The sequence below is a fragment of the Myxococcales bacterium genome (assembly GCA_016706225.1).
Lineage (GTDB): Bacteria > Myxococcota_A > Polyangia > Polyangiales > Polyangiaceae > JADJKB01.
In genome coordinates, this window is sequence record JADJKB010000022.1 from 118,268 (window position 1) to 131,085 (window position 12,818).

The 12,818-nt window shown below is 66.9% G+C and carries 11 protein-coding genes; 6 read left to right on the plus strand and 5 right to left on the minus strand.

The genetic code is table 11. From position 1 onward, the window contains the following. Window positions 1–51: 51 nt before the first annotated feature. The 4 genes from IPI67_31640 (at window position 52) to IPI67_31655 (ending at window position 3,137) form a co-directional block, all read left to right on the plus strand. On the plus strand, window positions 52–645 hold the full coding sequence (locus tag IPI67_31640) for an RNA polymerase sigma factor (GenBank protein MBK7584728.1): 594 nt from the start codon (window positions 52–54) through the stop codon (window positions 643–645). After that, window positions 642–1,388, plus strand: coding sequence for a hypothetical protein (locus tag IPI67_31645; GenBank protein MBK7584729.1), 747 nt, complete (start codon window positions 642–644; stop codon window positions 1,386–1,388). The genes IPI67_31640 and IPI67_31645 overlap by 4 nt, the downstream gene beginning before the upstream one ends. 59 nt (window positions 1,389–1,447) lie before the next feature. After that, window positions 1,448–1,660, plus strand: a complete 213-nt coding sequence (locus IPI67_31650; protein MBK7584730.1) for a hypothetical protein — start codon at window positions 1,448–1,450, stop codon at window positions 1,658–1,660. A 181-nt stretch (window positions 1,661–1,841) separates the two neighbouring features. Continuing rightward, window positions 1,842–3,137, plus strand: coding sequence for a 6-phosphofructokinase (locus IPI67_31655; protein MBK7584731.1), 1,296 nt, complete (start codon window positions 1,842–1,844; stop codon window positions 3,135–3,137). On the opposite strand, the gene pheA is transcribed toward IPI67_31655, so the two are convergent. The 4 genes from pheA to IPI67_31675 form a co-directional block, all read right to left on the minus strand. Then, window positions 3,134–3,946 carry a prephenate dehydratase gene (pheA, locus tag IPI67_31660; protein ID MBK7584732.1) on the minus strand — a complete coding sequence of 271 codons (813 nt, stop codon included), beginning with the start codon at window positions 3,944–3,946 and terminating at the stop codon, window positions 3,134–3,136. The two genes, IPI67_31655 and pheA, sit on opposite strands and share 4 nt — an antisense overlap. Continuing rightward, window positions 3,947–5,443, minus strand: a complete 1,497-nt coding sequence (locus tag IPI67_31665; protein ID MBK7584733.1) for a hypothetical protein — start codon at window positions 5,441–5,443, stop codon at window positions 3,947–3,949. A gap of 172 nt (window positions 5,444–5,615) precedes the next feature. After that, window positions 5,616–6,533: a hypothetical protein gene (locus tag IPI67_31670; GenBank protein MBK7584734.1), complete on the minus strand. Its 918-nt coding sequence runs from the start codon at window positions 6,531–6,533 to the stop codon at window positions 5,616–5,618. A gap of 77 nt (window positions 6,534–6,610) precedes the next feature. Next, a complete protein-coding gene (locus IPI67_31675; GenBank protein MBK7584735.1) occupies window positions 6,611–7,438 on the minus strand; it encodes a hypothetical protein in 828 nt (275 codons plus the stop codon). A gap of 189 nt (window positions 7,439–7,627) precedes the next feature. Here IPI67_31675 and IPI67_31680 point away from each other — a divergent pair, with 189 nt between their 5' ends. Together IPI67_31680 and IPI67_31685 are read left to right on the plus strand one after the other, a co-directional pair. Continuing rightward, window positions 7,628–9,829, plus strand: coding sequence for a hypothetical protein (locus IPI67_31680; protein ID MBK7584736.1), 2,202 nt, complete (start codon window positions 7,628–7,630; stop codon window positions 9,827–9,829). Between the two features lie 248 nt (window positions 9,830–10,077). Further along, window positions 10,078–11,688: a protein kinase gene (locus tag IPI67_31685; protein ID MBK7584737.1), complete on the plus strand. Its 1,611-nt coding sequence runs from the start codon at window positions 10,078–10,080 to the stop codon at window positions 11,686–11,688. Window positions 11,689–11,924: 236 nt separating this feature from the next. On the opposite strand, the gene IPI67_31690 is transcribed toward IPI67_31685, so the two are convergent. Beyond that, the gene (locus IPI67_31690; protein ID MBK7584738.1) at window positions 11,925–12,791 is read right to left on the minus strand and encodes a PEGA domain-containing protein; all 867 of its coding nucleotides are present in this window, start codon (window positions 12,789–12,791) and stop codon (window positions 11,925–11,927) included. Window positions 12,792–12,818: the final 27 nt, after the last annotated feature.

Sequence of the window (12,818 nt, forward strand, 5' to 3'; positions counted from 1 at the left end):
TCCCCCGATTGAACAGTTGTCCGGGTACCGGGCACCAATCAGTCGTTCCCGATGACGCTGTCGAACCTCGACCTCTCACTCTCCTACTCGGCGGTCGGAGAGGAAAAGGACGCGGAGCTGCTCGAGCGGCTCGCGCGCGGGGAGCCGTCCGCCATCGGCCAGCTGTACGACGAGCACCACGAGGCCGTGCGCGCGTTCGCAACACGCCTCGTCGGCGAGCCCGCGAGTGCCGAGGATCTGGTCCACGAGGTCTTTGTCTGCTTGCCCCGCGCGATTTGCAGCTTTCGTCGCGAGTCGTCACTTCGCACCTTTCTGATCTCCATCGCCGTCAACCACGCGCGACATTTCGTGCGCTCGGCGGCGCGCAGGCGGGCAGCACTCGAGAGACTCGCGGTCGAGCCTCGGCCATCGAGCCCGGATCCCGAGCGCGAGCTCCGGCGCCGCGAGCTGGCCGCCGCGCTCACTCGTGCATTGGACACACTGCCGCTGGACCAGCGCGTGGCATTCGTATTGTGCGACGTCGAGGAGCGATCGTCGGGCCAGGTCGCGCGCATCGTCGGAGTGCCAGAGGGCACGGTGCGCACCCGCCTCTTCCATGCTCGCAAGAAGTTACGTGCCTTGCTCGAGAGAGAGGGGGTCCGATGAACGAAGACATTCTCCTCGCGGCAACTCGCGCGCTTCGGCACGAGGCGAGCACGGGCACCGACGCTGCGCGCTTCACCCGCGCCCGAGTCATGGCCTCCGTGCACAAGCGCGCGCGGCGTCGAGGCACGCGGCTGGCGTTCTTGTTGCCGATTGCCGCTGTGCTCGTGGGCTCGACCGCGTGGGGCACCGCCAGCGGGCGCCTGCCGTCGAGCTGGCAACAAGCGTCGATCGCCGTCGGGCTCACGACCCCGCCGGTTTCGGGTGAGCTCGCGCGCAGCACGACATGGCGAACTTCGCTCGCTCGCCTGGCGGCGGCACCGGTAGTCGGACCCGCAGTCGCGGTGAATGACGACGGTGACCCCACCGAAGACCCGTCCCGCGCAGCGAAGCCATCCCGCGCAGCGATGGCGGCGAAACCGGAGCGGAGCTCGCCGGCACGAGCGGCTCCGAGCGAGCGAGCGACCCCGGACCCGGCAGACAATCTCTATCGAGTGGCGCATCGTCGTCACTTCGTGGACAACGATGCCGCGGGCGCCGTCGCTGCTTGGGACGCCTATCTCGCCGCGGCACCGCGTGGCCGTTTCACCCTCGAAGCGCGCTACAACCGCGCGCTGTGCTTGGTTCGATTGGGGAGGCGAGCCGAGGCGCAGGCAGCGCTCGAGCCCTTCGCAGCCGGACGGTTTGGTGGTTATCGGCAGCGCGACGCGAGCGAGCTGTCTGAGGCGCTGGGGGCGGCCAAATGATGCCGTGAACTTTGCGCTTGTGGGCAGGTCGCTCCGCCTGCTTTCGTACGCGGCACACCATGAACGTTCGCCGCGCGCGGATCCACGCCATCGCGCACGCCGCCGAGGGCAACCTCGTGCCGCTGACGGACAAGCCCGATCAGACGTTACCCTTCGTCTTTTGCAAGGCGACGACACTGCCTCCCGAGCTGAAAGACAACGCCCACGTCGTTGCCGAGGGCAAGGTCGAAGACAACGCCATGCTCGAAGAGTGCAGCCTTACGCTGCTCTGACCGCGCGGGCGACACTGGGCGGTCCCGCAGACTGACCCGGCGCATGCTAGCGTGCCGCGACATGACACCGCGTCGAGGAGTGGGCTGACGCAGCGCGCCTCGCGGTCGGCGCTCGCGCTTCGGACTAGATCCCGCTAGAAGCAGCGGCTTACCGCGGCTGCGTGCCCGACAAAGGAACAACATGAGCGTCACCGAGTCCCCCATTCGTCGCGTTGGAATCGTGTTCGCCGGCGGGCCAGCCCCCGGCGCCAACGCCGTGATCTCGGCGGCGACGATGGCGTTTCGCCGCAACGGCCGCGAGGTGGTTGGTTTCATGAACGGCTACGCCAGCCTGCACGAGTACGACCCGGCGACACGACCGCTGGTCGAGGGCACCGACTACTTCGTGTTCCAGGATCATCACCTGAGGGGTTTGAGAAATGCCCGAGGCATCTTGGTCGGTACGTCGCGCGCGAACCCGGGCAAGGCCGTTCGCTCGCGCCAAGATCTCACCGACCCGAAGAAGAACGCCCCCTTGGGGCGGGTCCATCGGGCTCTCACCGACCTCGGCATCGACGCGCTGGTCTCGATTGGCGGAGACGACACGCTGAAGAGCGCCAACTTCCTGTACGAGTACCAGAAGGGGCTGGCTCCGGACGCGCCACGGGTGCGCGTGGTGCACGTTCCGAAGACCATCGACAACGACTATCGCGGCATCGATTTCACGTTCGGATTTTTCACCGCCGTCGACTTCATGGGCAAGGAGTTGCTCAACCTCCGCGCCGACGCCATGGCCACCAAGAGTTACTTCGTGGTCGAGACCATGGGCCGGAAGACCGGTTGGCTCGCCTACGGCGTCGCCATCGCGGGCGAGGCGCACATGGTGATCGGCATGGAAGACATAGTGGGCGCGCTCGCGGTCGAAGAGGAGACGCTAGATGCCTCCGGCGCGGTCCAGCGCGGAGTCCGGCTCAATCTGGATGCTTTGTGTGACCGCATCGTGGACCTGGTCATGACCCGGGAAAAACGTGGCAAACACTACGGCACCATCGTGCTCGCGGAGGGGCTAGCAGAGATCTTGCCGCAGAGTTACCTGTCCGGCGTTCCCCGCGACGACCACGGGCACGTCTCACTCGGGCGCATCGACATCGGCAAGCTGGTGGCGGAGCTCGCCAGCAAACGCTTCAAGGCGCGGACCGGCCGAGAAATGAAGCTGACCGGCGTGCAGCTCGGCTACGAGTCGCGCTGCGCGGCGCCCCACGCCTTCGACGTGATGCTCGGCAGTCAGCTCGGCGTCGGCGCATACCGCGCGCTGGTGGATGAGGGCCTCGACGGCCACATGGTGAGCGTGAGCGGTCAGCTGGACCTGCACTACGTGCCGTTCGGCGATCTGGTCGAAGCGGACACGATGCAGACCGGCGTGCGCTACCTGCGCATTGGCAGCGATTTTCACCGCCTCGCACGCCAGCTCGAGACGCGCATCGAAGCCAAGAGCTAGCCGCGCGGGTACGAGCCGAAGATCTTGAGCCAGCTGGTCTTGCCGCGGACGCCTGCGATGGCCGCGGACACTGCCGCGTCGAGGCGGTGCCCTTCGAGGTCGACCAAAAATACGTAGACGCCGAGTGCGTCTCGCGACGGTCTCGACTCGATCTTCGTCAGGTTCACGTCGCGACGAGAGAGCTCACCGAGCACCTCGACCAGCGTCCCGGGCTGATCGTGGGCGGTCTTGAACGCCAGCGAGGTTTTGTCGCGGCCCGTCGGCGCGCTGTCCGCATGGGCGACGACCACGAAGCGGGTCACGTTGTCGCCGCGATCCTGGATGCCCCGCGCCAAGATCTCTGCCCCGAGGCGCTCCGCGGCCCGCGCGGAGCCGATGGCGAGCGCGCCTTCTTCACCGAGCGCGCGCTCGACACCCGCCACGGTCGACAGCGATGCCTCGAGCCGCGCATCAGGTAGCTCGCGCTCCAGGTACTTGCGGCACTGCGCCAGCGCCTGGGGGTGGGAGTACACGACGTTCACGGCCGTCGTGACGGCGCCGGCTTGGCCGAGCAAACAGTGCTCCACCGACACCACGATCTCGGCGGCGATGCTCAGCTCGGTGTCGTGGATCAGGAGATCCAGAGTCTCGTTCACCGCGCCTTCGAGGCTATTTTCGATCGCCAGCACGCCGGCGTCGGCTTCGCCGCGCTGAACCGCATCGGCGACGCGTGCGTGACTGGCCAGCGCAAGCAGCTCCGCGTTCGGCGCCCAAGCAACCGCAGCACTTTCGCCGAAGGTGCCGGCCGGACCGAGGTGAGCGAGCCGCAACTAGCGTACGTTCTTCTTGCAGCAGCCGGCCTGGCAGAAGTGTCCGGACGGGCACGCCGGCAGGTTGTCACCGCAGGCGGGCTTGCCGTTCTCGCACGGCTCGAGGTCCTTCTGGATGTCGCCACCGCCGAGCTCGTACACGAAGGTGCCCGAGCTGCCCCAGAAGTGGTTCAGGGTGCCGAAGCCGAAGCCCTCGATGGCCGACGAGGTCGCGTCGTTGTACTCGAACAGGTTCTCTTGAACCCAGCCCTGGACCGAGTCGTTGCGGTACTGGCCGATGAAGTCCGAGGTCATATCGGAGACGTAGACGTACTGCTCTCCGGTCTTGGGCGAGATCACGACCTCCATCCCGTCCATGTGGCTGCCCGCCAGGTTCGGGTAGCCGAACTCTGCGACCCAGCTCTTGGTCGGCGCGTGGAAGGAATAGACCCGCCGCGCGCTCTCGTTCCCCGAGTACCACTGGCCATCCCCGTACCCGAAGCCGAGGAACGACATCACTGGCGTCGTGGCCGTGGGTTGAATCACGATGGTCGAGCTCTTGGTGCCGTACACGAACTCGGAGATCGCCCCGTTGTGCGTCGGCCCGAGCATGAAGATCTTGTCGGCGCCCTGAGCGTGCAGGGACGACTGGCTCGCCGGACCGAGCGGCGTCGTGTCTGCCGCCTTGGTGTAGGTGATCACCAGCTCGATCGTGCGCTGCTCCACGGGCCCCGGGTTGTCCGGGTTGTCGGGATGCTGGTTGGGCTCGAGGTCTCCATCACCGTCGGTGTCGAGCAGCGTGACCTTGTATACGTCAAGGTTCGCTGAGCTGCGATTGACGTACACGAAGTCCCCGAAAGACGTGACGTCGTAGCCACCCAGGAATGCGGTCTCACCGGTCTTGAAGGTGGCGTACTGGTAGTACTTGCCGGTTGGCGTGGTGCCGCCGACGGTCGGGACCGTGATGCAAGTCCCGGTCTTCGCGTCGCACTTCGTACCCGCAGATGCGCTGCAGGTGGTGGCCGGGGCCTTCGCCACCCACTTGGCTGGCGGTCCCGGATCACATTGACGGACCTCGTTGCCGTAGCAGTTGAACTCACCCGCGAGACACGCCGTGCGACACAGCCCGTTCTCGCAGCCAAACTCACAGTCGATGCCCGCTTCCCACTCGGCGTTGGCTCCGCAGGTGCGCGACTTGCCGAACTTGCACTCGGTGGAAGCCGGCTTGCAGGTGCCGGTGCAAGCACCGTTGGCGCAGGCGAAGGGGCACTCCGCCCCGCTCGACCAGATCCCACCGATCTGACAGATCTGTGGGATGAGCCCGCTGCACTGGCCCGTGCCGATGATGCAGGTCGGAGTGCTGCCACCGGTACCGCCGCCACTGCCGCCCACGGCACCGTCGGGGCCAGCGCCGCTCCCGCCTGTACCGTTGTTGTTTGCGGCAACGCCGCCGCCGTCGGCGCCGCAAGCCGTTGCTACCGCCACCGTGCCCAGGAACAGGGCCGCCAAGATCCGCATTGAGGTAGCTTAACAGACCGGTCTAGATCGCGCCGCCTTGCGACCCCTGCACTGATCGTCCGCCCGGGTGCGCGGAGGGCCGTACGAGAGGGAATTCGGGCCAAAACGTCGGAAGTACGGCCGCCACCCTGGGGCGCTGCACTCCCGGCAGCTCCCGACGGAGCGGCTGCGGTCATTGGCAAGCGTTATACTGTTTGGCGCGGTCGTACGGTGCGCAGAACTCCCCGACGTCACACGCCTTCGGACTGTTCCCGCACAGTACCGTCTGGTTACCGCCATTGCATTGGTTCGCGGCCGAACACTTGCTGACGAAGCTGCCGGTTGTCTCGGTGCTGCAGCAGACCTGGCCACCGGTGCAATCTTCCGGGCCGTCGCAATAGACGTCGGGCCCATAACACGACGTGTTGGCAGCCTCGCAGTGAGGATACGTCCCCCCACCCGTCGTGAGTTGGATGCAGCAGAAATTGCTCGGCACGTTGCAGGTTCCACCGCCGCACTTCACGACGTTCGGACCCGATGACGGGTTGCACACCGGACCGTAGTCCGCGCAGCAGTCGTTGCTGCTCGTGCAAGCTGTGTCGCAGAAGCAGTTCGCAGGTGCGACGGGATCTCCGCTGCCACAATGACCTTTGCAAGAGCTCACCCCTGGAGCGCCCCCGGTTCCGCCCCCCCCCGAAACGGCGCCGGTACCGCCTGTTCCGCCACCGCTCGGTGCGCCGCCACCACTGGGTCCGCCACCGCCACTGGGTGCGCCACCGCCGCTGGGTGCGCCACCGCCACTGGGTGCGCCACCGCCACTGGGTCCGCCGCCCGCCGGTGCGCCGCCGTCGCCACTCTGGCCACCGCCCGCGGGCGCCCCGCCGCCACTCGGTGCGCCACCTCCGCTGGTCGTGCCACCGCCCCCGCTCTGGCCACCGCCGCCGGAGCTGCCTCCGCCGCTCGTCGAGCCACCAGCACCGCTCGAACCTCCGCCTCCAGAATAGCCCCCGGTGCTTGCGCCCCCCGAGCCAAACAGGTCGCCTTCGTTGCTGCCACCGCAGCCCGCGATGAGCAGAAAGAAGCCAGAAAGTACAAGGGTTCGCTGAAGCATGATCGACTCCGCGCTCGGGGTTACGCTACCTGAGAGAATGACCCAGCTGTGGCGTTAGGTCCACGATCGCGCACGCTTCAGCTCCCGAAAGTGAAGGTTCCGACGGCAACCAGGCGCCAGGGCAGGGCCACACCCTCGCGGTCGCCGTCCGGATTTTTCCCGGGGTCGTGACACTTTTCGCTGCCGCCTTGCTCTTCACAGATCTTGTTCGAGACGTGCAGGTACGCGCCGAACTGCGGCCCCAACCGGAAGAGCTTCGACACCTGCCATTCGACGCCGATCGCCAACGGGTAGACGATGCCGCTGGCGGAGTAGCGGTAGGTCCCTGACTTGTTCGATGCCTCGGCGGTCACGCTGCCAAAACCAATGCCGGCCTGGAGGTAGGCGTTGGTGGTTCCAGGCTCGAACCAATACCAGCGGACGAACGGCGCGATGTAGCTCGAGCCGAAGCTCACGTCCGACGCTTCGTCCTGGAGCTGCCCCTTCCACGAGTCGCGGACCTTGAAGCTCCACGCCGCAAGCTCGAGCCCAACCGAGAAGTGATCGTGGAAGCGCCAGCCGCCGCCCAGCCCAAAGGCTGCGCCGCCATCCACGGGGCAGTCGCTGTCGGGCTTTTTGTTGTCGCAAACCGCGCTGCCGAAGCCGAGCAAAAGGTGGAGCTCGACGGGCTCGCGAGTGGACTTGGCTGTTGGGGTCGCCGCAGGGGGCGCGCTCATCGGGGCGGGCGCGGGCTGCGCGGCGGTGCCCACACCGGGCTGAGCTGCCGCGGCCGGAGCGGGCTGCGGCGCCGCGGGGGGCGGAGCTGCGGGGGTAGCTCCCGGTTGTGGCGGAGCTCCCTCCGGAAGCTGGGCTCCCGCGGCCGTCGAGAACAACAGGAACGAGAGCGCAGGGAGATATCGCTGCATGGTGCGCTGCATTCAGCACCATCCATACCAGATCGGGTTGGCCCAAAAACCCGCACGGGATGCCCCAACGCGTGAACGCGGCCACCCGACGTCGCAGTGAACGGGCGGGTGCGACCGTGGAGCACATGTCGCAGCTGACCCTCCGCCCCCGACACTGCTAGTCTGGCGCTGATCCCCCCAGGCGAATCGATGCGACTCAGACTGCTCAGAAGCTTGATGGCCCTCGGCTTGGTGGCGGGAGCTTGCACCCTCGGCGCTCGCGACGACGCCGAGCTCTCGGGCAAGTTTGGCGACGACGGCGGCAGCGCCGGTGGCAGTGGCGGCTCGAGCGGAGACGGCGGCGGCAGCGGGGGCGCCGGCGCTTGTGAGAAGGGCTTCGCGGACTGCGACGGGCTGGCGGCCAACGGCTGTGAGGCGCAAGTCGCGAAGGACCCGAACAACTGCGGCACGTGCAAGACCGTCTGCACGGGTGCCGATGGCAATTCCCCGACCTGCGTCGACGGAGTCTGCGGCGTATCGAACTGTACGGCGCCGATGGCGGACTGTGACGGCGACGGGACGTGTGAGACGAACACCACGACGTCCGTCGATCACTGCCAGTTCTGCGGGCAGAAGTGCGTCATCGCCAACGCAACAGCGACGTGTGCGCTCGGCTGCCAGATCGACGAGTGCAGCTCGGGTTTCGAGAACTGCGACGGCATCCCGAGCAACGGTTGCGAGACTCCGCTCAACACCAGCGTGAACTGCGGCTCGTGCGGCGCAGCCTGTGCGCTGGCCAACGCCACGGCCAGCTGTACCTCGGGCACCTGCGCGTTGACGAAATGCAGCCCGGGTTTCGACGATTGCGACAAGCTGTCGGACACCGGTTGTGAATCGAACGCTCAGACAGACCCGGCTAATTGTGGAACGTGTGGGACGAAGTGCTCCGCCAACCAGGTGTGCCAGGCGGGCAAATGCATCGTCTCGAACTGCACGCCGCCTACCGCCAACTGCGACGCCAACCCAGCGGACTGCGAAACCAACACCGACACGTCGGTCACCCACTGCGGGTTCTGCAACAATCCCTGCAACCTGCCCAACGCAAACGCGGGCTGTAGCGGCGGCAAGTGCACCGTGACGACCTGCAAGGCAGGTTTCGCGGACTGCGACGGGCTTCCGGCCAACGGTTGCGAGACCAGCCTCGGGACGACGAGCAACTGCAAGGCGTGCGGCGACAGTTGCTCGGGCGGCGCCAACGTGGTCACCGCGACCTGCGGTCCAAGCGGGTGTGCCGTCACCTGTGCAGGTGGGTTCAGCAACTGCAACGGGGCCGTGGGCGACGGGTGTGAGGTCCAGCTGGCTACGGATCCCAAACACTGCGGCTCGTGCGCCAAGGACTGCGCCGTGGGCGCACCGGCTGGAACACAACCCGGCTGCACGGCGAACGCTTGCACCTACAACTGCGGGGTCGGCACGGCGGACTGTGACAAGAACGGCACGTGTGAGACGAACCTGAACACCAGCGCCCAGAACTGCGGCGTGTGCGGGCGCAGCTGCGGCACCACCCAGTGCATCGGGGGCTTCTGCGATCCAGAGAAGGTGGTGACTGCGGCGGGCGTCACGTCGTTCGACGACGAAGCCACCGGTACCTTCTTCGTCTTCGGGCGCAATCCGGGGGGAGTGTTCCGCGTCGCCAAGAGTGGGTTCGCCGTCACGACACTCACGACGGCGCAGCCAGCTTCGTGGCTCGACGCGGCGGGGGCTCAAACGTACTTCTCCAATCAGACGAACGGTCTCTTCAGAGTCAGCACGGGCGGCGGCGCGGCGAACCAGCTCTCGAGCAACACACAGGTTACATTCCTCGACTACTTCAGCGGTGACATCTGGGTCGTCCAGGGCGCCACGGGCCCCGCCCTCGGCCGAATCCCGAGCGGTGGGGGCGTAACTACCGTCATCGATCCCACGCCCGGCGGACGCACGGTCCGCGCAGATGGCCAGGTCGTGGTTTGGACGGTGCCCGCGGCAGGTCTGGTGCGCTACTTGAACGGCAACAACGTCACGACCTTCGCGACCGGTCAGGGCGAGCCGTCCTACGTCGAAACGGACCCAACGCACGTCTACTGGACCAACGTGACCGACGGCGCCGTACGCAGGAAACCGAAACCACCGGCCGTCGGCAGCGTGCAAGACGTCGCAACGAACAGCCCCAACGCGAACGCACTCATTGTTGGCGAGACGGACGTGTACTGGGCCTCGACCGGCTCCAGCGCCGATCTCTGGCGCAAGGACAAGACCGGGGCGGGAACCGCGATCAAGTTGGCCGCCAACCTCCCGACCGTCACGTGCCTGCGGGTGGATTCTACCCACGTGTACTGGTCCGACAGCAGCGGCCTCAAACGCGTCCCCAAGTAAAGAGGTGTCCAAAAATTGGCCTGGCGCCAGCCGGCGAGGCCGGCCCGCGTGGGGTGGGGCCCCAACGAATTCACTTCGTTGGGGCGGGGAGGCGCGTGCCTCCCCGATGACAAAGTGAAAGAGCTGTTCAATTCTTGGACAGCTCTTGAGCCCTGCTCTCCGCTTGGAGTCGCCGATCTTGGCTGATTTTCGGCCCGAACTCGGCCCACCTCGCCCCGCATGATACCCTTCCCGGTTCGAGGGCAGTCGTGACGGGCACCCCCAGCGTCGAGCCGATCAGCATCATCGGGCGTTATGCGCTCCACCAGGAGATCGCTGCGGGCGGCATGGCGACGGTGCACCTCGGGCGCCTGCTCGGGCCGGCGGGTTTCTCCCGAACCGTGGCGGTGAAGCGACTGCACGCGCAGTTCGCCAAAGATCCCGAGTTCGTCAGCATGTTCCTCGACGAAGCCCGGGTCGCCGCACGCATTCGCCATCCGAACGTCGTGTCGACCCTCGACGTCGTGGCCCTCGACGGTGAGCTCTTCATCGTCATGGACTACGTCGAAGGTGAGTCGCTCGCGCGTCTGATCCGCGCGGCCCGCGGGCGCGGCGATTGGATCCCGCTCAAGAACTCGATCTCGATCATGACCAACGTGCTCTACGGCCTACACGGCGCGCACGAAGCGAAGGGGGAGCGCGGCGAGCCGCTCGGGATCGTTCACCGGGACATTTCGCCGCAAAACATCCTCGTCGACATCGACGGCAACGCGCGCGTCGTGGACTTCGGCGTTGCCAAGGCGGTGGGGCGCCTGCAGACCACGCGGGACGGACAGCTCAAGGGCAAACTCTCGTACATGGCGCCGGAGCAGCTACGGGGCGACGCCGTCGATCGCCGCACGGACGTGTTCGCGGCGAGCATCGTGCTCTGGGAGCTGTTGACCGGCAAACGCTTGTTTCAATCCGAGAACGAGGGCGCAACCTTTGGCAAGGTCATGAACGCCGAGGTCAGCGCGCCGAGCAGCGTCGATCCGAAGATCCCCCCGGATCTCGATGCGTTGGTGCTGCGTGGCCTGGCCAAGAACCCCGACGACCGTTACGCGACGGCGCTCGACATGGCGGAAGAGCTCGAGAAGCTCGCGCGGGAACGCCCCACCCAGCGGGAGCTCGGCGGATGGGTGCGGGAGCTCGCTGCGGAGTCCCTGGCCCGGCGCGCCGACCAGGTACGCGAGCTGGAGAGCCATTCGGCGGTCGAAGGGCTGCTCGGAGTCGCCGAGGCGCGCGCGCTGTCGTCACCAAACCTGGAAGTTCCCTCCGCACCCGCCGTCGCCCCGACGGTGCTGATGCCGCAGGCTCCGCCAATCCCCGCCGAAGAGGCCTCGGGGAACTCGAACCTGTCGAGCATCTCGATGACGCGCGGGCCGACGCTGCCGCCGCAGCTGGCCTCGCGCAGGAACTTGATGCTTGGCCTCGGGGCGGTGGCGGGCCTGCTGGCGTTCCTCGTGATGATTGTCGGGTTCGTCGCGATCCGGCGCGCCTCGAGCCGCCCGGATGAGGGGCCGAGTGTGGAGGCGTTACCGACTCCCGCGTCTACGCCGACCAAGATCGAGCCGCGCGAGCCCACCCCAATCGAGTCACCCTCGCCACCTCCGAGCGCGATTGCGACGGCAGAGGAAAACCCCGCGGCGCCGGAGCTCGCGAAGCCCAAAGCCGACCCCAGTGTCGCCGTTGCCAAACCGACACCCGCGGCCACCAAGCCGAGTCTTACCAAACCGTCGACCCCAACGACAAAGCCCCAGGCAACGCCCAAGGTCGGCTGCAACCCGCCCTACACACTGGACAAGGACGGCACGCGCATCCCGAAGCCCGAGTGTTTGTGAGCCTTGGCTAGTGTGCCGAGTCCGCAAATCGGGCAAGATGTGACCTCGGCACACTAGCGAATTCGCGGAGCGAATTCCGCGGGGTGAATCGCGCGAAGCGCGAGAGGGGCGCGCGGCGCCCTTTCGAGGAAGATAGTGTCCGCGCTGCGATAGCAGCGCCGCGCGGAGCGCGGTCCGCAATTCGGTTGCGAATTGCGGATTCACGACACTAGCGGGCCGCCGCAGAGAGCTCGCTTCTAGAACGCACCGCGCACGAAGGCGCTGCCGCCGCTGGGCATCGCACTCAAGCCGACCAGCGTCGCACTCTCGGTCTTTGCGGGCTTCTTGAACAGGAAGTACGCCGCAGCTCCGAAAGCAACCGCCGACACGCCGAGGGAGATGTCTGCGATCAACATCTTCTGGTGAGCCGCGTCGACGTCAGCGGGGTCACAGCGGGGCGCGCAGGTGTCGGCGAGGTCGTTCTCTTCACTCTTGCCCGTGCTCCCGAAATACGCAAACGACGCCAGACCCACGACGCCGACACCACCGAGCACGTAGACCAGCACCGGCGTCTTGCGTTTGGTTTTGTCGTCGGCCGGCGCTTCGGCGGGCGCCGCAGCGGGGGCGGCCGCCGCCGCTTTTTTCTGCGACGAGAAGTCGGCCAGCACCTCGCGGCCTTTCTCGCCTTTCTGAACCGAGATCTCGACCTCGATGGGCTCGAGCCCCTCGACCTCGAAGCGGACTTTGTGTGCGCCCGGGTCGACTCGCAGCGGGGTGTTCGGCAGCTGGTCGCCGATCGTCTTGCCATCGACGAGCACGCGCACACTGCTGGTCTTCTGCCCCGAGACGTCGAGCGCCGACAGCGCGAGCGTGGGCTGATCTTTTTCGTTCTCGGCCAGCCAGGGCGTGCAGTCCTTGCGGATGGTCGCCGGACACGCCGCGTCCGCGCACACCACCAGTTTGTCTCGCGCCTCCTCCAGTTTGTCGGCCTTCCTCAGCTTCTGGGCAGCGACGTAGGCCTGGACACAGGCCTGTTTGGTCGAGTCGGCGTGCGCAACGGTCGGCGCAGTCAGCACGAGACCCAGCAGGCCCGCGGCGAAGAGGTTGGCGCTCGCGCGATGCACGACGCCGAGCGTAGCGGTTCCACGTTG